This window comes from Massilia sp. CMS3.1, from assembly GCF_051262535.1.
Classification (GTDB): Bacteria; Pseudomonadota; Gammaproteobacteria; order Burkholderiales; family Burkholderiaceae_D; genus Telluria.
In genome coordinates this window covers 82,213-104,338 of the sequence record NZ_JBIMES010000006.1, presented here as the reverse complement: position 1 = coordinate 104,338, position 22,126 = coordinate 82,213, and the positions used below count along the sequence as shown (strand labels likewise).

Here is a 22,126-nt window from a genome sequence, read left to right as displayed (position 1 = left end):
AATCATGAACACCAGTTCAAAACCGTCCGGCTACTCTATTCATCCGTGCGTCGACTTGGGGTCCCTGTTGCGCCAGTGCGCGCTTGGGGGCGCGGCGTTGGTGCTGGCCGGCGCCGCTCACGCTGCGCGTCCTGGTCCCCAAGCCGATGTCGCGCCCGGCGCCGGCGAGCGTACCGGTGCCGGGCCACGTTGCAGCGGCGAAGCGGCGCGCCCTGCACAGGTGGCGCTGCAGATGGGTAAATCGACCCTGATGCGCCTGCCGGAGGCAGTCCAGAACCGCACCGTGGGCAACCCGGAAGTCGTGCAGGCAATGTTGGTGTCGCCCGACACAATGTACATTGCCGGCGTCGACGTGGGTACCACCAATATGATCGTCCAGGGCCGCAGCGGTTTATGCAGCGTGCTCGATATCACGGTATCGATGGATCCGAGCGCGCTTCAGGCAACGCTTGCTGCAGTCATGCCGGAGGAAAAGGATATCCGCGTGCTCGCTGCTGCCGATTCGCTGGTGCTGACCGGGACCGTGTCCGACGCATCGGCAGTTGCCCGGGCCGCCGAGCTGGCCACTGCTTATGTGCGCCGTCCGCTACGTCCGCTGGGCGCTGTACCGAAGGATTTGGCTCCGAATGCGGCCGGCGCCGCCCCTGCCGGCGATGCCAGCCTGCGGCTGGTGAATCTGCTCGCGGTGGCAGCACCACAGCAGGTGCAACTCGAAGTGAAGGTGGCCGAAGTGTCGAAGAGCCTGCTCGAACGGCTCGAAGCGGGAACCAACTGGAGCTTCGGATCCGGCAGCTGGGCCGCCACCCTGGCGGCGAACTTCCTGAGCGGCACCGCAAAAGGAGGATTGACCGCCCAGCGTTCGAACGGTAACCGTTTCGGTATCGACGCCCAGACCCAGGACAGCCTGGTGCGCGTGCTGGCCGAGCCGAACGTCATGGCCATCAGCGGGCAAGAAGGCAGTTTCCTCGCCGGCGGCAAGTTCTATATCCCCGTGGCGCAGGACAACAACAAGGTCACACTGGAAGAAAAGGAATTTGGCGTCGGTCTGCGCTTTACCCCGACAGTGCTGGGCGGTGGCCGAATCAACTTGCGTGTCGCACCGGAAGTGTCCGAGCTGTCGCGCGAAGGCATCGGCATCAATGCCGCCGGCATTTCCGGTAGCGCGATCCTGCCGGTCGTGACCACGCGCCGCGCCAGTACCACGGTGCAGCTATACGACGGCCAAAGTTTCGTCATCGGCGGCCTGATCAAGAACAACCTGGTGACGAATTTAAAGGGGCTGCCGGTGCTTGGCGAGGTCCCCGTGCTCGGCGCGCTGTTTCGCAGTACTGACTTTCAGCAGGACCGTACCGAACTGGTCTTCGTGATCACGGCGCGCCTCGTCAAACCCCTGACAGCTACAGGCTACGCACTGCCGACCGATGGCGTGGATGCACCGTCACGCGCCGCCCTGATGCTCGGCGGCCGGCTCGAGAGCGCGGCGAAACTGCCCGTACCGACGGCCCGCACGGGGCAGAGCGTCGATGGATTCGAACTCAAATAGGAGGCGGCAATGAGAACCAGGACAATCGCAGGAATCGTAGCGCTGCTGCTGCTGCAAGGCTGCTCGACCGCTCCACGTTTCGAAAAGAACTTCGGCGCGTCAGTGCGTGCGAATCTCGCGGCGCAGACAGTCGATCCGCGCGCTGCAGCCAACACCAACCCTGCCAGCGGCATTGACGGGCCGGCGGCGCGCGCCGCGCATGAGCGTTATCAGCGTTCCTTTGTCCACCCCGGCGGCGAGGGTAGCGCGCCGCTGCTCAACACGCTCGGCAGCGGGAAGTAAGCCGAGCGGCGCCCAGCCGCAATTCCTCCGTCATTTCCAACTCCAGTGCTCCACGAGGATTGTCATGAAAGCCCTTCTGATCAGCCGCGACAGCCTGCTGTTTGCCGAGCTCGCCTCCCAGGGCGCGGCACGCGTGCCGCCGCTGAACGTGGCCAACAGCCGTGTGTCGATGCGCGAGGCGCTCGACCGGCCGCTGGGCGAGGCGCCGGGCCTGGTAATCGTCGATGCCGGCGATGGCGCGCCCGATGATGCCGACCTGCTCGAACGGATGGCGCGCCAGTACCCTGAAGCGCAATTCATGCTGCTCACCAGCCAGCATCAGCCGGAATTCCTGATTCGTGCGATGCGCGCGGGTGTGCGCGAAGTGCTACAGCTGCCGCTGGTGCACCGTGCCTTTCATGAGGCGATGGACCGCATCTCCACCGCCGCCGGCGTTGCCCAGCTACGCGAAGGCAAGGTGCTTGCGTTCATCGCCTGCAAGGGCGGTAGCGGCGCGACCTTCATCTCGACTAATTTTGGCTATGCGCTGGCCACGCTGGCCGAAAAGAAGGTGCTGCTGATCGACCTGCACGGCCAGTTCGGCGACGCAGCGCTGTATGTCTCGGACCAGAAGCCGGCTATGACACTGTCCGATGTGTGTGAGCAGATCGCTCGCATCGACGGTCCCTTTCTCGACTCCTGCCTGGTGCACGTCACGCGCGGCTTCGGCGTGCTGGCCGCGGCCGACGACCCATCGCAGGCGAAGGAAGCCAAGCCGGAACACATTGACGCCATCCTGCGCGTGGCACGCCAGCACTATGACTACATCGTGCTCGATGTCGGGCGCCAGATTGATGCTGTTTCGCTTCGTGCGCTCGACAGCACCGACACCATCTACCCGGTGCTCCAGCTGGCGCTGCCCGACATCCGCGACGCGCGCCGCCTGCTCGACATCTTCCGTTCGCTCGGCTATCCCCCCGAGACGATCCGCCTGATCGTCAACCGCTACGAAAAAGGTGGCCGCCTGCGCCTGCCCGACCTGCATGCAGCGCTCGGTTGCGAGGTCGTGCATACCGTGCCGAACGATTACGTCGCTGTCACCGATTCGGTGAATCAGGGCGTCCCGGTTCTCGAACTCTCACGCGCCAGCGCGGCGGCGCGCAGCCTGGCGGATCTGGTGGAACTTGTCACCGCACGGCGCGCTCCCGAAACCCGTGGCCTGCTCGACCGCCTGTTCGGGCGCGGTGAAGCCGACTATTGATTTGCAAGGAGATTCCCATGTCGCTGCGTGAACGCCTTTCCATCTCGGACGATGACCGCAAAACCGGCGTGCTGCCGGTCGAAGCCGGCAACGGGGCCTACCAGGAACTGAAAAAGATGATGCACCAGATGATCCTCGACCGGATCGACCTGGAACGCCTGAAGCGCCTGACCGCCGAGCAGTTCAAGCACGAGCTGGCGCTGCTTATCCAGCGCATCATCGAGGAGGAACGCATCGTCCTCAACCAGCATGAGCGCCACAATCTCGTGCTCGATATCCAGCACGAAATGCTCGGTTTTGGCCCGCTCGAGCCGCTGCTGAACGACCCGACCGTCTCGGACATCCTCGTTAATACGGCCAGTCGCGTCTACGTCGAGCGCCGTGGCAAGCTTGAAATGACCGACATCACCTTCCACGACAATGCGCACCTGATGAAGATCATCGAGAAGATCGTTTCACGTGTGGGCCGCCGTGTCGACGAGTCGAGCCCGATGGTCGACGCCCGCCTGCCGGACGGCTCGCGCGTCAATGCGATCATTCCGCCCCTGGCGATCGACGGGCCGATCCTGTCGATCCGGCGCTTCGGCGCCACGCCCCTGACAGTGCAAAACCTGATCGAGTACAAGAGCGTGACGCCGCCGATGGTCAAGGTGTTGCAGGGCCTGGGTATCGCCAAGATCAATATCCTGATCTCGGGCGGCACTGGTAGCGGCAAAACCACGCTGCTCAATCTGCTGTCAGGCTTCATTCCCGCCAACGAGCGCATCGTCACCATCGAAGATGCGGCCGAGCTGCAGCTGCGTCAACCGCACGTGGTTCGCCTCGAGACACGGCCCGCGAACATTGAAGGCAAGGGCGAGGTTACGCAGCGCGCGCTGGTCAAGAATGCGCTACGCATGCGCCCTGACCGCATCATTCTCGGCGAAGTGCGTGGTCCCGAGGCGCTCGACATGCTGCAGGCGATGAATACCGGTCACGAAGGCTCGCTCGCGACGATCCACTCAAACACGCCGCGCGACGCGCTGTCGCGCCTGGAGAATATGGTGGGCATGGCCGGCGTGAGCCTGACGCCCCGTGCGATCCGTCAGCAGATCTGCTCGGCGGTGACAGTGGTGGTGCAAGCCTCGCGCCTGATCGACGGCGGCCGCAAACTGGTCAGCATCCAGGAAATCACGGGTATGGAAGGCGACATGATCTCGATGCAGGAGATCTTCCATTACGAGCAGACTGGTGTCGACCGCGACGGCAAGGTGCTCGGGCATTTCTCCGCCACCGGCGTGCGTCCGCGCTTTGCCGACCGCCTGAAGATGTACGGCGTCGAAATCCCCGATGACACCTTCGATCCCGACCGCATTTTCCAATGAACCCGCAGGCCGTGCCTGCAGTGGAGCCGCGCCATGGACCTGCTTTTCTACAGCTTCACCGTTTTCCTGTTCGCCGCCGTGATCCTGTTGATCGAGGGCGTTTATTTATGGTGGTCGAGCACCCACGGCAAGGCCGCCAGGCGCATTGCGCGCCGGTTGCAGGTCATGTCCGGAGGAATGGGACGCACCGGCGAGCGCATCTCGATTCTCAAGCAACGTCGGTTCAGCGTCCATGACGGCTTCGATCGCTTGCTGCACCGGATCGCGCCGCTTCAGTGGCTCGATGCGTTGCTGATCCAGGCCGGCAGCGGGCTGACGGTCGAACGCTTCCTCGGCTGTTCGCTGATGGCCTTCATGCTGGCCTTCATGGCGAGCATGCGCTGGCCGCTGCCGCTGCCGGTGGCGCTGCGCTTCGTGCTGGTCCTGCCGGCGCTTGCCGTCCCCTACCTCCTGGTGCGGCGCGCACGCACGCGGCGCCTGTGCCGCATCGAGCACCAGTTGCCGGACGCCGCCGATTTCATCGCACGTGCCCTGCGTGCCGGGCATTCCTTTACGAATGTGCTGCAAATCGTTGGCAACGAGCTGCCGGAACCGCTGAGCAGCGAGTTTCGCCTCGCGCGCGAGGAAATCAACTATGGTGTGCCGATGGGCGAAGCCCTGCATAACATGGCGGCGCGCATTCCACTCACCGACCTACGCTACCTGATCATCGCGGTGCTGATCCAACGCGAGTCGGGCGGCAACCTGGCCGAAATACTCGGCAACATCAGTACCATCATTCGCAACCGATTGAAGCTGGTAGCCCAGGTGCGCGTGCTGTCGGCCGAGGGCCGTATGTCGGCCTGGATTCTCGGCCTGCTCCCATTTGCCGTCATGCTGGTACTCACCGTGGTCAACCCGAATTACGTCAGCTTCCTGTGGACCGACCCGAGCGGTGTTCGTCTTATGTGGTACGCGGCCGGCATGATCCTGCTCGGCGTCATCTGGCTGCGCAAAGTTATCCGGATTCGCATTTGAGGAGCTGCAATGAATGCCGCACAATTATCGTTTCTGCTGATCGTCTTCGGTATCGTCTGCGCGCTGGCTTGGCTGGCGATGATGTTGTTCGCACCGGTGGCGCTGCGTACCCGCCTGCGCCGTTTTATCGGTAAGTCCGATACCACCCAGCTCGAGTCCGATGGCTGGGTCGAACGGGTCGCCAAGGTCAGCCAGCCGCTGACCAAGCTATCGATCCCGGAAGAGGGGTGGGAAAAATCAACACTACGCACCCGCTTCATGAACGCAGGTTGGCGGAACCCATTTGCGCCGACACTGTTCTTTGCGTCGAAGACAGTACTGGCATTACTCGGGCCAGCCGTGATTGGCGTGCTGGTCGCGACCGCCGTGATCGGGCTATCAGGCATATCCCTCCTGTTCCTGCTGCTGCTGACCGCGTCGGTCGGCTACTACATGCCGAACGCAAGCCTGCATCACATCGCACGACGCCGCCAGCGCGAGATTTTCGAAACCTTGCCGGATGCGCTGGACCTGCTTACCGTCTGCGTCGAGGCCGGACTGAGCCTGGAGCGGGCTTTTGTAAAAGTGGCGGGCGAGATCCATATCAAAAGCGTGACGCTGGCGCAGGAACTGCAGCTGGTTCTGATGGAAATGCGCGCCGGCTTTAGCAAGGAGAAGGCCTTGCGCAATTTTGCCCTGCGCAGTGGCGTCGACGACGTCGATACCCTGGTAGCCATGCTGATCCAGTCCGAGCGCTTCGGTACCAGCGTCGGCGACTCGCTGCGTGTGTATTCGGAGAATTTGCGCAACAAACGGCGCCTGCTGGCCGAAGAATGTGCCGCCAAAATTGGCCTGAAACTGCTGTTCCCCCTCATCTTTTGCATTTTTCCGACGTTGCTGATGGTCCTGCTGGGGCCGGCAGGGATCCTGCTGAGCCGCACACTTGCTTCCGTTAACGGCGCATCCTGAATCGAGGAGAATCCCCATGCAACCCCGTCGAATGCTCAAGAAAATCTCGGTAGTGTGCGCTGGTGCGCTGTTGCTGGCCTGTGCCGACGTCGCGCGTCAGCCCGGCGCTGCGCCTGGGGTCGATGCCGATCGCACATACGACCAGGGGCGTCAGCATCACTTGGCCGGCCGCTACGACGAGGCCATTGCGGCCTACCGCACGGTACTGGCTGCTACGCCGCGCCATGTTCGCGCGCGCAATGCGCTGGCCGCGGCGTTTGCGCGCCGGGGCGACTTCGCCCAGGCCGTTCCCATCTGGCGTACCCTCACCGACGAGTTGACGCCGAGCACGGGACCGGAGGGTGCCTACTTGTTCGCCAACCTCGGCTATGCTTACCTGCTGGGCGGAGACCTTCACAACGCCGTGGCCGCATTGGAAAAAGCCTGTGTGCTCGATCCACTCGACCATCGCGCCTGGAACAATCTCGGTGAAAGCCTGCGTCGGCTGGGCCAGGACGAACGCGCTGCATTGATGTTCCGCCAGGCCGATGCGCTGCGTGAACACGATTTCCGCGGCGACTATGCAGCCGTCGGGGGCACGGCGGTGGCTGCGATCAAAGCTGCAGTCACGAGTGCGGCGCGGCCCGATACCGGCTGGGCGGCAACCGAAGTGCGCACAGCCGCTGACGGCACCCTCGAGCTGCTGCGTCTGCCCGCACAAGGCGCGCTGGCGCAGAGCGCGCCAGTGCCGAAGCCAGTGCCGCCAGTGCCGCCAGTGCCGCGTGCGCGGTTTGATTTCGTGTTGCTGGAAATTCGCAATGGCAATGGCGTTACGGGCATGGCGCGCTCACTGTCGCGCAAGGTGATGGGCGATGGGCTGCAGGTAACGCGGCTGAGCAATGAAAAAGGTTTCCAGGTACGCCGTACCCGCATCGAGCATCATGCGGATTATCGCGCTGCGGCCGAACGGCTGGCCCAGCGACTGAGTGACCGCCAGACGGGCCGTTTCGACCCCGCCCAGATCGTCCAAGTCGACAATTGCAAGCCGACCGACGTGCGTCTGATCCTGGGCCAGGACCTGGTGCGCGGGCAACTGGCGCTGCGCCCGGCGTTGCAGAATCACCATACCCTGGCGACAGCGGAGTTGCCGGCCAAGGCGCCTTGAGCGCGCAGCAGCCCGGCACCTTTGTTCCGCATCAAACGCTGTCAATGCGTCCACCCGAAAATGAGGGGATATTCTTCATTTTACGGGAGCGTTGCCATGAATATTGCACAGCCTTTCACCTCGATGTTCGCCGCCTTCATGGTGTTCTTGCTCGTCGGCTGCGCGCCGACCGCGACGCGCGAAGGCACGGGCGAATACATTGACGACACCGTCATCACCAGCAAGGTCAAGGCGGCCTTTGCCGCCGATCCCAACGTAAAAGCTACTGAAGTCAAGGTGGAAACCTTCAAGGGTACGGTACAGCTGAGCGGCTTTGTCGAATCGCGCGAGAGCGCCCAGAAGGCAGTGCAGCTCGCGCGTCAGGTCAAGGGCGTGAAGGAGGTGCGCAACAATACCGTCCTGAAGTAGTCAGCCGCTAGCGCCAGCTGACCTTGCCCATGCCGTCGGTCGTTGCATTACGTTGCGTCGGCTTGCCATAAACAGTGGCCGACCCCATGCCGCTGAGGCTCAGGCTCGCCGCCGAGCTGGCATACACGGTCGCGCCACCGAGGCCGCTCATGTCGAGGTTGACGGTTTCGGCGCGCAGCTTTTCCGCGTCCAGGTTGCCGACGCCTGCGAGGGTCGCGCGCAGGGCACGGGTCTGGCCGGTCACGGCGAGCTGGCCGGCCCCGCGCAGCGCAAGGTCCATGCGTTCGGCTTTGACCCCATCGATCCTCAGGCTGCCGACGCCTCCCAGTCGGGCGTCGACATTGCGGTAGCTGCCGTTCAGCGTTACGGCCCCGGCACCATCGAGGGCGAGCACGATTTTTTCGCCGCTGAAGCCGCTGACCGTGCTGGCGCCCACGCCTTCCGATACAAACTCGGCAAGGTTCGGCACGACCAGTTCGGCGCGCAGTTTCGGGTTGCGTCCGAGGGCGTAATTGTTGCGGCGGTCGGTGCCGATCTCCAGCGTCTCCCCCTGCTGGCGCGTCGTCACACGCGCAACATCCGCACGTTCGCCCGAAATCACGAGTGAAGACGTGGCACCCTGGCGTACGACGAGATCGACCACGCCGTCGAGCTTGACGCGGGTGACTTGCGCATCGACCGTGCGCGATTCGCGCATCAGGTCAGCCGCCACGGCAGCACTCGCGCTCAAGGTCAGGGCCGTAGCCATCAGGGTAGTGCCGAGCAGTTTGTTCATGGTGGTCTCCGTCATCTAGTCGATGGTGCCACTGTAGATACGGGGGCCTGCTTCGGCGCGGGCTGTGCGACCGGCTGCGCAATAGGGGGAATGAAACGCCGAAACGCGGGTGATCCTGGGAGCTCGCGCATGCAAGCGTGTATGGTCGAGCATGAGAAAAGCGCTGCACACCGGGAACGAGATGGCGTGCACACTGGGGCCATCGATCAGCGGCGCAGAGATCGCCTGACCAGCAAACCCGCACCCACTAGCGACAGCACCACCACAGCCAGCGCCGCCGAAGCTTCGTACTCATGGATCAGGTGCGGCATACCGGTCTCGTGGGCTTGGGCGGGCGCGACGGGGAAGGTGGCAGCAAGGATCGCAACCAGGAGGGCGGCAACAGGGACGAGGCGACGCAGGAAAAGGGACATGAGCATTCCTTGTGAGATGGAAGAGGGAGGCGTGTTGCCGACATCAAGAAGTCAGCAAGAACCATGCCGCTGCCGGCGCCCCGCTTCCCTGCACAAAACCGCACGCGGACGCACCTGGACGGTGCGTCGGCAGTAAGGTGTACCGCCGTGGGGCCGCGTCATCGCACGCTGGCCGTCCAGGGCCAGGCAATTCAATTCAGGTTGCCCATCCACGCGAGCGACCCGATGCAGGCTGTCGAGGTGCATGTGGAGGTGTCCGGATTGCCGCTCAAGCCGCTGGCAGTACCCCAAACGCAAAAAGCCCAACCTTTGAAGGTTGGGCTTTTCAGCGGATATTGGTGCCGGCTGCCGGTTTCGAACTGGCCACCTGATGATTACAAATCAACTGCTCTACCAAATGAGCTAAGCCGGCGTAATCTGTACGGCAGGAATTATAACGCTATTTGATTCGGGTCAGCGTCGGGCGGCCGCCTTTTTTCGGGGGCTCGTCATCGTCGTCGGGCGAATGCGACACCTGCGCCGGGGGCGCCGCACTGGCGAGGTCAGGCACAGCCGACAAGGTTGGGGCGCTCGTGCCTGGTTCTTCCGCCGTTGCCGCCATCTCGGCAGCGGTAGCGCTGACGTCGAAGGCCATGCCCTGGCCGTTTTCGTTGGCGTAAATCGCCAGCACGTTATGTACCGGCACATAGATGTCGCGCGAGACGCCGGAGAAACGGGCGCGGAACTGGATCGCGTCGTTGTCCATCTTCAGGCCCGAGGTCGCGCCATAGGCGATGTTCAAGATGATCTCGCCCTTTTTGACGTATTCCATCGGCACCGTAGTTGCCGCGTCAACCTTGACTGCGAGATAGGGTGTGAAACCGCTGTCGGTGCACCATTCGTAAAGGGCGCGCAGCAGATAGGGCTTGGTGGAGATGTCAGGCATGTGCAAAAAATTAAACAGTAATCCGTCAATGGGTCGGCGAACGGATGCGCCACCGCTGCCGCGCGCTGCCGCGGCGTGAACGCCAGCGAACGCGTGCGGAACGTACAACTACAAGCTGCCAGCTTACTGCGGTTTGTCAAACGACGTCGCAACACTGGCATCAGGTAAAGCCGGCACATGGCGCGGTCCGTCTATGCGGACAGCACCATGGCGGCAAGCGCTGTTAACGGCGCATTACCTTTTCGGACGGCGTCAGCGCTTCGATATAGGCCGGACGCGAGAAGATGCGCTCGGCGTACTTCATCAGCGGTGCGGCCGTCTTCGACAGCTCGATGCCGTAGTGGTCCAGGCGCCACAGCAGCGGTGCGATCGCCACGTCGAGCATCGAGAATTCGTCGCCCAGCATGTACTTGTTCTTCAGGAACAGTGGTGCCAGCGTCGTCAGGCGGTCGCGGATTTCAGCTCTTGCCTTGTCGTGGGCCTTCTCGTTCGTCTTGTTGCGGTCGCTTTCCAGGACGTGCACGTGGACGAACAATTCCTTTTCGAAATTGAACAGCATCAGGCGGGCACGTGCGCGCATCAGCGGGTCGGCCGGCATCAGCTGCGGGTGCGGGAAGCGCTCATCGATGTACTCGTTGATGATGTTCGATTCGTACAGAATCAATTCGCGCTCGACCAGGATCGGGACCTGGCCGTACGGATTCATCGTCGAGATGTCTTCCGGCTTGTTGAACAGGTCGACGTCGCGCACTTCGAAATCCATGCCCTTTTCGAACAGGACGAGGCGGCAGCGTTGCGAGAACGGGCACGTGGTGCCAGAGTAGAGAACCATCATGGTTGGTCGTTCCTTAAGAAACAAAGGGGTGAAGCGCCAAGCGACTCACCCCGAAAAAATGTGCCCGTATTATAGCCAAGTGGGCAATGAAAACGAATTACTTCAGATCTTTCCAGTAGGACGCGTTCAATCGCCAGGCCAGGAAAGCAAATACTGACAGGAAAATCAGCACGATGGCACCGAGTTTCTTACGGGTTCCTTGCGCTGGCTCAGCCATCCAGCTGAGATAGGCAACCAGGTCCGCCGTCTCGGTGTCGAAGTCGGCCGACGACATCGTGCCCGGTGCTACCTGATCCCAGCCGGCGAAGGTATGGATCTTCTTGGTCGCATCGTGCGGGTCGGCCTGCTCCACCATTTTGGGGGTACGTAGGCCCTGCATCTGCCACATCACGTGCGGCATGGCCACGTTCGGCACGACCATGTTGTTCCAGCCGGTCGGGCGGGTATCGTCCTTGTAGAAGGTACGCAGATAGGTGTACAGATAGTCGGCGCCGCTGCCCGCCGGCGACGATTTTGCACGTGCGATCACCGACAGATCCGGCGGTACTGCCCCGAACCAGGCTTTCGCATCGTCCGTACGCAGCGACGTCTTCATCAGCTCGCCAACTTTGTCGGCTGAGAACAACAAATTGGTCTTGATCTGCTCGTCGCTCAAGCCCAGATCGCGCAAGCGGTTGTAGCGCATCGACACGGCCGAGTGGCAATTCAGGCAATGGTTGACGAACAGCTTGGCGCCGTTTTGCAGCGACGCCATGTCGCTGCGCTCCGGTGCGCGGTCCAGCGGAAAGCCGCCTTCGGCTGCGAATACCAGTCCCGGCACGAGTGCCAGGACCGCAATCAGTTTCTTTGTGAAGTTCATGGTTGTCCTTAAGCTTGAGCCTGCGATCAATGCGGGTGGAAGGTCACGCGCGTCGGCACCGGTTTGAACCGGCCGGCGGTGCTCCACCACGGCATCAGGAGGAAGAAGCTGAAGTACAACAGCGTGCACACCTGGGAAATGAGCGTGTAGGCCGGCGTCGGCAACTGGGTACCGAGGTAGCCGAGCGCCACGAACGACAGGCCGAACAGCCAATACACCCACTTGTGCCAGTCCGGACGATAGCGGATCGAGCGCACCGGCGAGTGATCCAGCCAAGGCAGCGCGCCGATAATCACGACCGACGAGCCGAACAGCACCACGCCCCAGAATTTCGCTTCCAGCACCTGCGGCAGCATGCCGATGATGAGTACCAGGGCAATCGCGGCGATCGCCACCTTGGCCTTGAACGACAGGCGCGACTTCATCCAGATGAACACGACATACAGGGCGATTGCCGCCATCAGCACGTACATGAAGTCGGCCGTCGTGGCGCGCAGCACCGAATAGAACGGCGTGAAATACCAGGTCGGCGCAATGTGCGCCGGCGTCTTCATCGAATCGGCCGGAATGAAATTGTTGTACTCGAGGAAGTAACCACCCATTTCCGGTGCGAAGAACACGACCGCCGAGAAAATCAGCAGGAACACCGACACGCCGAACAAATCCTTCGTCGAGTAGTACGGATGCGACGGAATCGCGTCGAGCGGGTGGCCGTCAGGGCCGATGTGGTCCTTGATGTCGATGCCGTCCGGGTTGTTCGAGCCGACTTCATGCAGCGCGATCAGGTGCGCCGCGACCAGGCCCAGCAGGACTAGCGGCAGGGCGATGACGTGGAAAGCAAAGAAGCGGTTGAGGGTGGCGTCGGAGACGACGTAGTCGCCGCGGATCCACAGCGACAGGTCCGGGCCGATCACGGGAATCGCACCGAACAGGTTGACGATCACCTGGGCGCCCCAGTACGACATTTGTCCCCATGGCAGCAGGTAGCCGAAGAAAGCTTCCGCCATCAGGCACAGGAAGATCGCGAAACCGAAGATCCAGATCAATTCGCGCGGTTTGCGGTAGGAACCGTAGAGCAGGCCACGGGTCATATGCAGGTAGATGACGATGAAGAAGGCCGAGGCGCCGGTCGAGTGCATGTAACGCACCAGCCAGCCCCACGGGACTTCACGCATGATGTATTCGACCGAACCGAAGGCCAGGTTGGCGTCCGGCTTGTAGTGCATCGTCAGGAAGATACCTGTCACGATCTGCAGCACCAGGATCAACATCGCGAGCGAGCCGAACAGGTACCAGATATTGAAGTTTTTCGGGGCGTAGTACTTGCCCCATTGGTCATTCCAGAGTTTCGACAGCGGGAAGCGGTCGTCGACCCAGGCCAGCGCCTTCTGGCCGGCCGGTGCGTTCGCCGGCAGTTTTGTTTCCTTGAATGCGGCGCCCATGTTATGCCTCGCCTTTCTCGTCTTTGCCGATCACGATCTTGTTATCGGACAGATACATGTGCGGCGGGATGTCCATGTTCGTCGGTGCCGGCTTGTTCTTGAACACGCGGCCAGCCAGATCGAAGGTCGAGCCGTGGCAAGGGCACATGAAGCCGCCTTGCCAGTCATCGGGCAGGTTCGGCTGCGGTCCCGGAGACAGGCGCGAGGAAGGCGAGCAACCCAGGTGGGAGCAAATGCCGACCGTGATCAGGACTTCCTTGTGCTCGGGACGGGCACGGAATTCGTTCTTCGCGTATTCCGGCATATCGAGCTGAAAGATTTTTTCGGATTTGGGGTCGGCAACGAGAGCATCGTTCTTCGGCAGGCTGGCAAGCATTTCCGGCGTCCGGCGCAGGATCCACACCGGCTTGCCCCGCCACTCGACGACCTTCATCTCTCCCGGCTTGACGTCCGAGATATCCACTTCAACCGGAGCGCCGGCAGCCTTGGCCCGTTCGGACGGTTGGAAGGTACTGACCAGGGCACCTGCCGTGGCCACACCGACGACGCCGCCCGCCGCGCATGTCGCAACGAGCAAACCGCGCCGGCCTGAATCGACCTGCTTTTCATTACTCATACCAACCCCACTCCGTGAAATGTCGAATCTTGAGTATCAATTAAGAGCTTGCAGCAACATAAAATTATATGTGAATGGCAATCTTTATTGGAGAAAAAATATTCGGTGTGCGGCAACGCTGGAATTGGCGTCCCTTGAGCACTGAATCTGGCGTCCTGTCGAGTCGTTCTTACCCATCGGAACGGGACGTATCGGCTCCTGACCGCCGCCACCACGGCCCCAGGCGAGGGCGCGCGGTACGCACGGATAAAAAGCGCTTGCGGTATCATCGCCTTGGTTAATTCGATAACCCCGGGAGAGAACGATGTCGATGATGGATGAGTTCAGGCAATTTGCAATGCGTGGCAATGTCGTCGATCTCGCAGTCGGGGTCATCATTGGCGGCGCATTCGGGCGCATCGTCGATTCACTGGTCCAGGACGTCATCATGCCGCCTATCGGTAAATTGTTTGGTGGTCTCGATTTCGCAAATTACTATATACCCCTGAACAATCAGGGAACCGCACTCGCGCTGGCGGAAGCGAAAAAAGCCGGCGCGGTGATTGCCTACGGCAATTTCCTGACGATCTTGCTGAATTTCATCATCCTCGCCTTCATCATCTTCCAGATGGTGCGCCTGATGAACCGCATGCGCGAACGCATCGTCCCAAGCGAAGCGGCCGCAGCGCCGGCCACGCCGGAAGACGTCCTGTTACTGCGTGAAATCCGCGACTCCCTGCGCCGCGCACCGGAAAAGTGAAAGACGACATCCATCCGATTCGCCCGGCCTCGCCGCTACGCCGGCTGTGGCTGCTGTTCGCCCAGGTGGTAACGGTCGTGCTCGCCTTGTACTTCGTGGTGGCGACGATGCGTCCCGACTGGCTTGGACGTTCACCGGTCCAGGTGCCGGTCGGCCCCGGCGCGCGCACGGTGCCGGTGCTGCAGGCCCCGTCCGGCGCGGTGGCCGAGAGCTACCGCGATGCCGCCGGGCGTGCGATGCCGGCCGTGGTGAACATCCTCACCAGCAAGGCGTCGCGCGAAGCCCATCCGATCCTGAAGGACCCGTTTTTCCGCCGCTTTTTCGGCGAGCGCATGCCGCCCCAGGAACAAATGTCGAGCCTGGGTTCGGGCGTCATCGTCAGCGGCGAGGGATACATCATCACCAACTTCCACGTTGTCGAAGGGGCCGACCAGATCGAAGTCGGCCTGGCCGATGGACGCAAAGCCACCGCCCGCGTGGTCGGCATCGATCCGGAAACCGATCTCGCCGTGATCCGCATCAGCGAGCGCAACCTGCCGGTGATGGTGCTGGGCCAGCCGGACGACGCGCGTGTCGGCGACGTGGTGCTGGCCATCGGCAATCCTTTCGGTGTTGGCCAGACGGTCACCATGGGCATCATCTCTGCCCTGGGACGGAATAACCTGCATATCAACCATTTCGAGAATTTTATTCAGACCGATGCCGCGATCAACTTCGGCAACTCGGGCGGGGCACTGGTCGACACACATGGCAACCTGCTCGGCATCAATTCTGCAATCTACTCGCAGACCGGCGGCTCGATCGGCATCGGGTTCGCGATTCCCGTGTCGACTGCGCGCAACGTGCTCGAGTCGATCATCAAGCACGGGCAAGTGGTGCGCGGCTGGATCGGCATCGAATCGCAAGACATCACGCCCGAACTGGCCGACAGCTTCGGTTTGGGGCGCCAGAGCGGCGCCATCATCGCCGGCGTCGTGCGCAACGGTCCGGCCGACCGCGCCGGCGTGCAACCGGGCGACATCCTGCTCGCCGTCGAAGGACAGAACGTCAAGAATACCGGCGACATGCTGAACCTGATCGCCCAACTGGCACCCGGCGCCAAGGCGCGCTTGAAACTCATGCGCCAAAAGCGCGAGTCGACGGTCGATGTCACCGTCGGCAAGCGTCCACGTCTTTCCCCGTAACTTTTACTTTTACTTTTACTTTTTCGGATTTTCCATGCACCTGCGTGACTTGACGCAATTTCTTAGCGAGCTCAGCGAAAACAACGCCCGTCCCTGGTTCATCATGAACAAACCGCGCTACGACATCCTGCGCGAAGAGTTTTTGGCCGTGGTCACAGAACTGATCCGCGAGTTGTCGACCTTCGACCGCCAGATCGCCGCCGTCGACCCAAAAAAGGCGATGTTCCGCATCAATCGCGACATCCGCTTTTCGAACGACAAGACCCCGTATAAAACGCGTTTTTCGGCTGGCATCGCGCCGAACAACAAGCGCCGTCCGAGCGCCGGCGGCGGTTCGACCTATTATTTTCAGGTCGATGGCAACGGGATCCTCGGCATCGGTGCCGGCGAATATCTGCCGCCTGCGGCGCGCCTGAAAGCCATCCGCGAACACGTGGTCAACGATGCGACAGGTTTCGCAAAAATGTTAAAGAATAAACACCTGCGCGCGACCTATGGCGATCTGCTCGACGAAGACAAACTGCAGCGTCCGCCAAAAGGGTTTGATCCGGCGCACCCGCATATCGAGCACATCAAGCTGAAAAGCTTTTTCGTGTGGACGGAACTGCCGCTCAAGGTGAATGATCCGGACGAGCTGGTGCCGCGGCTTGCGCGCGGATTCGAGGATGCTTTCGCGCTGGTGACCTGGCTGCGCGGGGTACCGCATACACTTTTAGAAAACGAATAAGGAGGCGACATGGCCTTGCAACACGCACGATCGGGCGAACGAATCGCCTTGCAACGCGGCGAAGACGACATCGCCAATTTCACGTCGATCGCGCTGGCGAAGACCGAACACATGGAACTGATCCGGCTCATCGTCCCGAAAGACAAGCCGATGCCGGAACACCGGGTCGAGGGAGAAGTGACGGTGCTGTGCCTGGAAGGCGAGATCGTCGTTGATGCGCACGGCAACAGTGTCGTGCTGCAGCCGAACGAGATGGTGTACCTGGCGGGCGGCGAGCCGCACGGCATCCGTGCGAACCAGGATGCGGTGGCCTTGATGACGATTCTGCTGGGTCCGACACGTGGCGGTGGTCCGACGCATACGGGGCAGGGTAAATAATGCATGGCGTGGGCTCCGTGCCCACGCTGAATGGATAAAGCTTAGGCCAACTCATTCCTTGGGTCGCGCGCCAGCAACTGCTTGGCCATCTCCGCCGCGTCATACCCGTCGAACAGCACCGCCGCCACCGCATTCGTAATCGGCATGTCCACCCCCAACTTGGCCGCCAGGTCGCGCACGGCTTTCGAGCAGGGCACGCCCTCGGCCACGTGGCCCAGTTCGGCGACGATGGTCTCCAGGGGCTTTCCTTGCGCCAGCGCCAGGCCGACACGTCGGTTGCGCGATAAATCACCGGTGCAGGTCAGGATCAAATCGCCCATCCCGGTCAGCCCCATGAAGGTGCTGGCCTGGCCGCCCAGCGCGGTACCGAGGCGTGTGATCTCCGCCAGGCCGCGCGTGATCAGCGCCGCGCGCGCGTTCAGGCCCAGGCCGAGACCGTCGGCGGTGCCGGTCGCGATCGCCAGAACATTTTTCACCGCACCACCCACTTCCACACCCACGACATCGTCGCAGGCATACACGCGCAGGTTGCCGCCGTGGACGGTAGCGACGACGCTGTCGCGCAAGGCCTTCGAGGTCGACGCCACCGCCAGGGCGCAAGGCAGGCCGCGGGCGACCTCTTGTGCGAACGATGGGCCCGACAGCGCCGCACCCGGCAGCGCATCGCCCAGCACCTCGCGCACCACCTGGTGCGGCAGCAGACCCGTGCCGTACTCAAACCCTTTGCAGAGCCAGACGACGTTCGGGATATTTCTCCCCTTGAGCTGCTCGAGCAAGGGGCGCAAGCCCGCCACCGGACAGGCCGCGATCAGGAGCGGCGCCTCGTCCGCGTTCGCATCGAGCACGTGCGCCAGCGCTGCCTCGAAATCGGCCGTCACGCGCAAGCCCTCCGGCAGCGGCTGGCCCGGCAAATACGTCGTGTTCTCGCGTGCGGCTTCGGTGGCGGCCATCTGCTCGGCGTTGCGGCCCCAGAGCAGCACGTCGTGGCGTGCGGCGACCGCAATGGCGACGGCCGTGCCCCAGGCGCCGGCGCCGAGAACAGTGATCTTGTTCATTTTCTTGGTCTCTTGCATAGTTGGATTCAGATGCCCCAGACCTCGGTGGCGCGCACAAAGCCGGCGATGCCGTCCTCGTGCCGCACGCGGACCCAGATGCTCCCTGCCGGATCGCTGAGCTCCAGCAGCACGCCCTTGTCGGCGGTCATCAGGATGGCGGCGTTATCGTCGGGCGCGGCGCGTACTTTTGCCGATAGCGCCTTGACGACGACATTGCGGCGCGCCGACAGGCCTTTCGTCTCGGTCCAGGCCAGCTCGCCATCGGCATCGCGCACCTTGACCCAGGCGCCGTAGCGCGCAAGGATCTCGACCGGCATGCCGCGCGGTGCGATATACCGCTTGGCGCCTTTGACCGAGGGCGCGTCATACAGCACGACCGATGCCGCGCCGACCGAGCGGAAGTCGGCGGCGCAAGCTTGTGCGCATGCCAGCGACAAGAGCACGGTAGCAAATAATCGGGGAAACATCATGGCAGGGCCCGGGTTTCGTAAAACCAGACGCCAATATGGCAGCAAGGGCATGCTCACCACGCTTTCCTGGAAAGGCGCGGCAAGAATGCCCATCACGAAGTCCAGCCAATCCGACAGCGTGCCGGACGGGCCGAATAACAGTAAACTTAGTTTGCCGGCGCGGCTGCAGCGGCTTCAGCCATTGCCTGGCGGCGCTGCTGGTAGAACACTTCGAAGTTGATCTCGGCCAGGTGCACTGGCGGGAAGCCGGCGCGGGTGATCACGTCGGCGATGTTCGCGCGCAGGTACGGGTAGACGATGTTCGGGCAACCGATGCCCAGCAATGGATCCATCTGGTCGGCAGGAATGTTGCGTGCCTCGAAGATGCCGCCTTGCTTGCCTTCGACCAGGAAAGCGACCTTGTCCTTGACCTTGGCGGTCACGGTGATGGTGACGGTCGATTCGTAGATGCCATCGGCGATTGCTTCAGCGCCAACGTCCAGCGAGACTTCGATGGTCGGGGCTTCCTGCTCGAGGAAGATCCCTGGGGAGTTTGGTTGCTCCAGCGACATGTCTTTCAGATAGACGCGTTGGATTTGGAAGACTGGTTGCAGGTTTTCGTCGGACATGGAACGCTTTCGATGTGAAGTAAAAGGAACGGCAAAGCGCCGCCCCCCGATGGGCTTGGAGTCAAACGCAACGGCAATTGTATCAAAATCAATTTGGATGGAATAGCTCCGGCGAGGGGGCCGTTCAAAGACCCCGCTCCAGCCCACCATGTCTTGCTAATGCGTCGCTTACTCGCCCTTGAGCAACGGGTCGAGGCGACCCGCCTGGTCGAGTGCATAGAGGTCGTCGAAACCGCCGACGTGGGTCTCGCCGACATAGATCTGCGGCACCGTGCGGCGGCCGGTCTTTTGCATCATGATCTGGCGCTGTTCCGGGTCGAGGTCGACACGGATGCGCTCGATTTCAGTGATGCCCTTCGCTTCGAGCAGGCGCTCGGCGCGGACGCAATACGGGCAACTGGCGGTGTGGTAGAGGACAACGTGGGCGCTCATGGTGTTTCCTTCCTATCTTGATTTATTTGGTTACCGGCAAACCGGCAGTCGTCCAGGCAGTCATGCCGCCTTCCAGGCTGAGGGCGTCCTCGAAGCCGGCGGTTTTCAGCTGGCGCACCGCCTTGTCCGAACGGGCGCCGCTCTGGCAGACGACGACGAGGGTACGGCCTTTCGACTTTTCCAGTTCGCCGATGCGATTGCTGAAGTCTGCCAGCGGAATGTTTTTCGCGTCGCGCATGTGACCAGCGGCAAATTCCTCGGCGCTACGTACGTCGAGAATCGTGGTCTTGCCGCGGTTGATCAGCTGGGTCACTTGCAGCGCGCTGGCGCGGCGGCCCTTCGGTGCGAGGGCTGGCCACAGCAGCGCGCCACCGGAAACGACAGCAATAGCGACGATGAAGATATTATCGAGGATGAATTTCACAAGGCTTCCAATGGTTGAACTCAATCCGGCCATTATAAAATAGAAGCCGGACTGAAATATTTTTTGGGGCCGCGAGCAACTGCCGCGGATTCCTTTTGCAATCTTTTGATAGAAGAGCTTATGTACAAAATCGTATTCATGCGCCATGGCGAATCCACCTGGAATTTGGCCAACCGTTTTACCGGCTGGGTCGACGTCGACCTGACTGACAAGGGCGTCAACGAGGCGAAAGCTGCCGGGCGCGCATTGCGCGAGGCCGGTTTCGCTTTCGATCTCGCGTATACCTCGGTCCTGAAACGCGCGATCCGCACGCTGTGGCTGGCGCTCGACGAAATGGACCAGATGTACCTGCCGATCAAGAACGACTGGCGCCTGAACGAGCGCCACTACGGTGGCTTGCAGGGCCTCGACAAGGGCGAGACCGCCGCCAAATACGGCGACGAGCAGGTGCTGGTCTGGCGCCGCAGCTACGACACGCCGCCGCCGCCGCTGGAAGAAAACGATCCGCTTGCCTCGTTCAACGATCCGCGCTATGCCGGCTTGCCGAAAGAGAGCATTCCCCTGACCGAATGCCTGAAGGACACCGTGGCGCGCGTGATGCCGGTATGGGAACAAGACATCGCCCCGGCCATCCGCTCGGGCAAGCAGATCCTGATTTCGGCCCACGGCAACAGCCTGCGTGCCCTGATCAAGATGCTCGACAACATCAGCGATGCCGACATCGTCGGCCTGAACATCCCGAACGGCCAGCCGCTGGTCTACGAACTGGATGACAACCTCAAACCCATCCGCCATTACTACCTGGGAGACCAGGAGGCGATCGCCGCAGCGGTCGCGGCCGTGGCGAACCAAGGGAAGGCACAGTAAGTCTTGCGCTTTCCTATCAAGAAGTCGGCCGCCAGCGCATTGCTGTGCGGCTTGCTGGCCCTGTCCGCGGCAGGATCTGTCGCGGCCGCCAAGCCCACCGAGCGCAGCAAGCAAAAAGCGGCGGCCGAAGCCCAGCGCGCCGGCATCCAGCAAAAGCTCACTGCACTCAAAAAAGAGATCAGCCGTACCGAGAGCGAAAAAGAAGATGTCGCCGACAACCTGGCCGAGTCGGAAGAGAAGATTTCGGACGCCAATCGCGCCCTGCGCGACCTGGGCCAGGAGACGCTGGAAACCAATGTGCGCCTGCAAGGCTTGGCTACCGAACAGGAGCGCCTCGCACAAACAATTGTTGATCAGAAAAAACGTGTGTCTGCCCTGCTGCGCGAGCACTATGTGGCCGGCAATGAAGACCGGATCAAGCTGCTGCTCTCGGGCGACAATCCGAACCGCATCAACCGTGATTTGCAGCTGATGGCCTATGTCTCGCAGGCCCAGGCGAGACTGATCGCCTCGCTGAACGCGAACCTGGCGCAGGTCGAGGACAACCGCGAAAAGGTCGAGAACGCCAAGATCGAACTCGACGAAATCGCCGGAGAACAGCGCGACCAGAAAGCCGTGCTGGAAAAGGAAAAGGCACGCCGCGCCGCGCTGCTGGGCGAGCTGTCGAGCAAACTGGTGGTGCAGCGCAAGCAGGTCGACAGCTTGCAGCGCGACGAGCAGCGCATGAGCGGCCTGGTCGACAAGCTGACGCGCCTGATCCAGGAGCAGGCCGAAGCCGAACGCAAACGCCAGGAAGCGCTGGCCGCCGCGCGTGCCAAGGCCAGGGCGGAAGCGGAAGCCGCCGAAAAAGCCCGGCTACTTGCCCGCGCCGCCGCGAAAGCCGAGCGCGAACGCCTGGCGCGTGAAGCGGCGAAAGCCGGCAAGCCGGCACCGAAACCGTTGCCACCGGAGCCGGAAGCACCGAGGGTGGCCGAGCAGCCAAAGCCGGTCGAACGCACGCCCGATATTTCGCTCGCGCCGGCGGCTCCGGCGGGCGCCTTCGCCGCCATGCGCGGACGCCTGAGCGCGCCGGTCAGCGGTACGGTTGCCGCGCGCTTCGGCGCCAAGCGCGGCGGCGACGGGCCAAGCTGGAAAGGCATGTTCATCAAGGCCCCGGAAGGCACCGAAGTGCGCGCTGTCGCGGTCGGCCGCGTGGTGCACTCGGGCTGGATGCGTGGCTTCGGCAACCTGATCATCATCGACCACGGCGGCAGCTACCTGTCGATCTACGCCAACAACCAGACACTGCTAAAACGCCTGGGCGACGCGGTGCGCGCAGGCGAGCCGATTGGGAGCGCGGGCAACACCGGCGGTAACGAAGAATCGGGGCTATACTTTGAGCTCAGGCATCTGGGTAAAGCCTTCGATCCGGCAAGCTGGGTCAACTTCTAG

At 62.2% G+C, this 22,126-nt stretch carries 26 protein-coding genes and 1 tRNA gene; 14 read left to right on the top strand and 13 right to left on the bottom strand.

The window, feature by feature from the left end; genetic code table 11:
• The first annotated feature begins 4 nt into the window (after nt 1–4).
• The 8 genes from ACHAC9_RS11730 (at nt 5) to ACHAC9_RS11695 (ending at nt 7,946) form a co-directional block, all read left to right on the top strand.
• Complete coding sequence (locus tag ACHAC9_RS11730; protein ID WP_435760165.1) at nt 5–1,543, top strand: type II and III secretion system protein family protein; 1,539 nt, start codon at nt 5–7, stop codon at nt 1,541–1,543.
• A 9-nt stretch (nt 1,544–1,552) separates the two neighbouring features.
• Nucleotides 1,553–1,825 (top strand): hypothetical protein, encoded by a 273-nt coding sequence (locus tag ACHAC9_RS11725; RefSeq protein WP_435760164.1) that lies wholly within the window; start codon nt 1,553–1,555, stop codon nt 1,823–1,825.
• Between the two features lie 64 nt (nt 1,826–1,889).
• Nucleotides 1,890–3,065 carry an AAA family ATPase gene (locus ACHAC9_RS11720; RefSeq protein ID WP_435760163.1) on the top strand — a complete coding sequence of 392 codons (1,176 nt, stop codon included), beginning with the start codon at nt 1,890–1,892 and terminating at the stop codon, nt 3,063–3,065.
• A 17-nt stretch (nt 3,066–3,082) separates the two neighbouring features.
• Entirely contained in the window at nt 3,083–4,429 is a 1,347-nt protein-coding gene (locus ACHAC9_RS11715; protein WP_435760162.1) for a CpaF family protein, read from the top strand.
• Nucleotides 4,430–4,462: 33 nt separating this feature from the next.
• Complete coding sequence (locus tag ACHAC9_RS11710; protein WP_435760161.1) at nt 4,463–5,446, top strand: type II secretion system F family protein; 984 nt, start codon at nt 4,463–4,465, stop codon at nt 5,444–5,446.
• A 9-nt stretch (nt 5,447–5,455) separates the two neighbouring features.
• A complete protein-coding gene (locus ACHAC9_RS11705) occupies nt 5,456–6,394 on the top strand; it encodes a type II secretion system F family protein (RefSeq protein ID WP_435760160.1) in 939 nt (312 codons plus the stop codon).
• A 16-nt stretch (nt 6,395–6,410) separates the two neighbouring features.
• Nucleotides 6,411–7,538, top strand: coding sequence for a tetratricopeptide repeat protein (locus tag ACHAC9_RS11700; RefSeq protein WP_435760158.1), 1,128 nt, complete (start codon nt 6,411–6,413; stop codon nt 7,536–7,538).
• A 96-nt stretch (nt 7,539–7,634) separates the two neighbouring features.
• Nucleotides 7,635–7,946, top strand: coding sequence for a BON domain-containing protein (locus ACHAC9_RS11695; protein ID WP_435760157.1), 312 nt, complete (start codon nt 7,635–7,637; stop codon nt 7,944–7,946).
• Nucleotides 7,947–7,953: 7 nt separating this feature from the next.
• Here ACHAC9_RS11695 and ACHAC9_RS11690 read toward each other — a convergent pair whose 3' ends face one another.
• The 8 genes from ACHAC9_RS11690 to petA form a co-directional block, all read right to left on the bottom strand.
• Entirely contained in the window at nt 7,954–8,721 is a 768-nt protein-coding gene (locus ACHAC9_RS11690; protein ID WP_435760156.1) for a GIN domain-containing protein, read from the bottom strand.
• Between the two features lie 206 nt (nt 8,722–8,927).
• On the bottom strand, nt 8,928–9,134 hold the full coding sequence (locus ACHAC9_RS11685) for a hypothetical protein (RefSeq protein WP_435760155.1): 207 nt from the start codon (nt 9,132–9,134) through the stop codon (nt 8,928–8,930).
• 336 nt (nt 9,135–9,470) lie between these two features.
• Nucleotides 9,471–9,546: transfer RNA gene (locus ACHAC9_RS11680), tRNA-Thr, on the bottom strand.
• Nucleotides 9,547–9,573: 27 nt separating this feature from the next.
• Entirely contained in the window at nt 9,574–10,059 is a 486-nt protein-coding gene (locus tag ACHAC9_RS11675) for a ClpXP protease specificity-enhancing factor (protein ID WP_435760154.1), read from the bottom strand.
• A gap of 223 nt (nt 10,060–10,282) precedes the next feature.
• Nucleotides 10,283–10,894 carry a glutathione S-transferase N-terminal domain-containing protein gene (locus tag ACHAC9_RS11670; RefSeq protein ID WP_056342583.1) on the bottom strand — a complete coding sequence of 204 codons (612 nt, stop codon included), beginning with the start codon at nt 10,892–10,894 and terminating at the stop codon, nt 10,283–10,285.
• 97 nt (nt 10,895–10,991) lie between these two features.
• Nucleotides 10,992–11,753: a cytochrome c1 gene (locus ACHAC9_RS11665; protein ID WP_435760152.1), complete on the bottom strand. Its 762-nt coding sequence runs from the start codon at nt 11,751–11,753 to the stop codon at nt 10,992–10,994.
• 26 nt (nt 11,754–11,779) lie between these two features.
• Nucleotides 11,780–13,195: a cytochrome b gene (locus ACHAC9_RS11660; protein WP_435760151.1), complete on the bottom strand. Its 1,416-nt coding sequence runs from the start codon at nt 13,193–13,195 to the stop codon at nt 11,780–11,782.
• A gap of 1 nt (nt 13,196) precedes the next feature.
• Nucleotides 13,197–13,811 carry a ubiquinol-cytochrome c reductase iron-sulfur subunit gene (gene petA / locus ACHAC9_RS11655; RefSeq protein WP_435760150.1) on the bottom strand — a complete coding sequence of 205 codons (615 nt, stop codon included), beginning with the start codon at nt 13,809–13,811 and terminating at the stop codon, nt 13,197–13,199.
• 304 nt (nt 13,812–14,115) lie between these two features.
• On the opposite strand from petA, the gene mscL reads away from it, so the two are divergent.
• Genes mscL through ACHAC9_RS11635 form a run of 4 tightly spaced genes read left to right on the top strand, consistent with a single transcriptional unit; the run spans nt 14,116 to nt 16,839 of the window.
• Nucleotides 14,116–14,550 (top strand): large conductance mechanosensitive channel protein MscL, encoded by a 435-nt coding sequence (mscL, locus tag ACHAC9_RS11650; protein ID WP_435760148.1) that lies wholly within the window; start codon nt 14,116–14,118, stop codon nt 14,548–14,550.
• A complete protein-coding gene (locus ACHAC9_RS11645) occupies nt 14,547–15,734 on the top strand; it encodes a Do family serine endopeptidase (protein WP_435760147.1) in 1,188 nt (395 codons plus the stop codon). Before mscL ends, ACHAC9_RS11645 begins: the two co-directional genes overlap by 4 nt.
• Nucleotides 15,735–15,768: 34 nt before the next feature.
• Nucleotides 15,769–16,461 (top strand): DUF2461 domain-containing protein, encoded by a 693-nt coding sequence (locus ACHAC9_RS11640; protein ID WP_435760146.1) that lies wholly within the window; start codon nt 15,769–15,771, stop codon nt 16,459–16,461.
• Nucleotides 16,462–16,470: 9 nt separating this feature from the next.
• Nucleotides 16,471–16,839 (top strand): cupin domain-containing protein, encoded by a 369-nt coding sequence (locus ACHAC9_RS11635; RefSeq protein ID WP_435760145.1) that lies wholly within the window; start codon nt 16,471–16,473, stop codon nt 16,837–16,839.
• Between the two features lie 41 nt (nt 16,840–16,880).
• On the opposite strand, the gene ACHAC9_RS11630 is transcribed toward ACHAC9_RS11635, so the two are convergent.
• The 5 genes from ACHAC9_RS11630 to ACHAC9_RS11610 all read right to left on the bottom strand — a co-directional run bounded on the left by ACHAC9_RS11630 (nt 16,881) and on the right by ACHAC9_RS11610 (nt 19,828).
• Entirely contained in the window at nt 16,881–17,894 is a 1,014-nt protein-coding gene (locus ACHAC9_RS11630) for an NAD(P)H-dependent glycerol-3-phosphate dehydrogenase (RefSeq protein ID WP_435760144.1), read from the bottom strand.
• Nucleotides 17,895–17,920: 26 nt separating this feature from the next.
• Nucleotides 17,921–18,364, bottom strand: coding sequence for an SH3 domain-containing protein (locus ACHAC9_RS11625; RefSeq protein WP_435760143.1), 444 nt, complete (start codon nt 18,362–18,364; stop codon nt 17,921–17,923).
• 146 nt (nt 18,365–18,510) lie between these two features.
• Nucleotides 18,511–18,972: a protein-export chaperone SecB gene (gene secB / locus ACHAC9_RS11620; RefSeq protein WP_435760142.1), complete on the bottom strand. Its 462-nt coding sequence runs from the start codon at nt 18,970–18,972 to the stop codon at nt 18,511–18,513.
• Between the two features lie 168 nt (nt 18,973–19,140).
• Nucleotides 19,141–19,404 carry a glutaredoxin 3 gene (gene grxC / locus ACHAC9_RS11615; protein ID WP_435760141.1) on the bottom strand — a complete coding sequence of 88 codons (264 nt, stop codon included), beginning with the start codon at nt 19,402–19,404 and terminating at the stop codon, nt 19,141–19,143.
• Between the two features lie 22 nt (nt 19,405–19,426).
• Nucleotides 19,427–19,828 carry a rhodanese-like domain-containing protein gene (locus tag ACHAC9_RS11610; RefSeq protein WP_435760140.1) on the bottom strand — a complete coding sequence of 134 codons (402 nt, stop codon included), beginning with the start codon at nt 19,826–19,828 and terminating at the stop codon, nt 19,427–19,429.
• A gap of 120 nt (nt 19,829–19,948) precedes the next feature.
• On the opposite strand from ACHAC9_RS11610, the gene gpmA reads away from it, so the two are divergent.
• Together gpmA and ACHAC9_RS11600 are read left to right on the top strand one after the other, a co-directional pair.
• Nucleotides 19,949–20,695 (top strand): 2,3-diphosphoglycerate-dependent phosphoglycerate mutase, encoded by a 747-nt coding sequence (gpmA, locus tag ACHAC9_RS11605; RefSeq protein WP_435760139.1) that lies wholly within the window; start codon nt 19,949–19,951, stop codon nt 20,693–20,695.
• A gap of 3 nt (nt 20,696–20,698) precedes the next feature.
• Nucleotides 20,699–22,126: a murein hydrolase activator EnvC family protein gene (locus ACHAC9_RS11600; RefSeq protein ID WP_435760138.1), complete on the top strand. Its 1,428-nt coding sequence runs from the start codon at nt 20,699–20,701 to the stop codon at nt 22,124–22,126.

Coding starts and splice junctions, on each gene's coding strand:
- ACHAC9_RS11660 (WP_435760151.1), bottom strand. CDS start 13,195: ATGGGCGCCGCATTCAAGGAAACAAAACTGCCGGCGAACGCACCGGCC.
- ACHAC9_RS11725 (WP_435760164.1), top strand. CDS start 1,553: ATGAGAACCAGGACAATCGCAGGAATCGTAGCGCTGCTGCTGCTGCAA.
- mscL (WP_435760148.1), top strand. CDS start 14,116: ATGTCGATGATGGATGAGTTCAGGCAATTTGCAATGCGTGGCAATGTC.
- ACHAC9_RS11675 (WP_435760154.1), bottom strand. CDS start 10,059: ATGCCTGACATCTCCACCAAGCCCTATCTGCTGCGCGCCCTTTACGAA.
- petA (WP_435760150.1), bottom strand. CDS start 13,811: ATGAGTAATGAAAAGCAGGTCGATTCAGGCCGGCGCGGTTTGCTCGTT.
- ACHAC9_RS11665 (WP_435760152.1), bottom strand. CDS start 11,753: ATGAACTTCACAAAGAAACTGATTGCGGTCCTGGCACTCGTGCCGGGA.
- ACHAC9_RS11690 (WP_435760156.1), bottom strand. CDS start 8,721: ATGAACAAACTGCTCGGCACTACCCTGATGGCTACGGCCCTGACCTTG.
- ACHAC9_RS11700 (WP_435760158.1), top strand. CDS start 6,411: ATGCAACCCCGTCGAATGCTCAAGAAAATCTCGGTAGTGTGCGCTGGT.
- ACHAC9_RS11625 (WP_435760143.1), bottom strand. CDS start 18,364: ATGATGTTTCCCCGATTATTTGCTACCGTGCTCTTGTCGCTGGCATGC.
- ACHAC9_RS11705 (WP_435760160.1), top strand. CDS start 5,456: ATGAATGCCGCACAATTATCGTTTCTGCTGATCGTCTTCGGTATCGTC.
- ACHAC9_RS11730 (WP_435760165.1), top strand. CDS start 5: ATGAACACCAGTTCAAAACCGTCCGGCTACTCTATTCATCCGTGCGTC.
- ACHAC9_RS11635 (WP_435760145.1), top strand. CDS start 16,471: ATGGCCTTGCAACACGCACGATCGGGCGAACGAATCGCCTTGCAACGC.
- ACHAC9_RS11710 (WP_435760161.1), top strand. CDS start 4,463: ATGGACCTGCTTTTCTACAGCTTCACCGTTTTCCTGTTCGCCGCCGTG.
- ACHAC9_RS11695 (WP_435760157.1), top strand. CDS start 7,635: ATGAATATTGCACAGCCTTTCACCTCGATGTTCGCCGCCTTCATGGTG.
- secB (WP_435760142.1), bottom strand. CDS start 18,972: ATGTCCGACGAAAACCTGCAACCAGTCTTCCAAATCCAACGCGTCTAT.
- ACHAC9_RS11670 (WP_056342583.1), bottom strand. CDS start 10,894: ATGATGGTTCTCTACTCTGGCACCACGTGCCCGTTCTCGCAACGCTGC.
- ACHAC9_RS11715 (WP_435760162.1), top strand. CDS start 3,083: ATGTCGCTGCGTGAACGCCTTTCCATCTCGGACGATGACCGCAAAACC.
- ACHAC9_RS11720 (WP_435760163.1), top strand. CDS start 1,890: ATGAAAGCCCTTCTGATCAGCCGCGACAGCCTGCTGTTTGCCGAGCTC.
- ACHAC9_RS11685 (WP_435760155.1), bottom strand. CDS start 9,134: ATGTCCCTTTTCCTGCGTCGCCTCGTCCCTGTTGCCGCCCTCCTGGTT.
- ACHAC9_RS11630 (WP_435760144.1), bottom strand. CDS start 17,894: ATGAACAAGATCACTGTTCTCGGCGCCGGCGCCTGGGGCACGGCCGTC.
- gpmA (WP_435760139.1), top strand. CDS start 19,949: ATGTACAAAATCGTATTCATGCGCCATGGCGAATCCACCTGGAATTTG.
- grxC (WP_435760141.1), bottom strand. CDS start 19,404: ATGAGCGCCCACGTTGTCCTCTACCACACCGCCAGTTGCCCGTATTGC.
- ACHAC9_RS11640 (WP_435760146.1), top strand. CDS start 15,769: ATGCACCTGCGTGACTTGACGCAATTTCTTAGCGAGCTCAGCGAAAAC.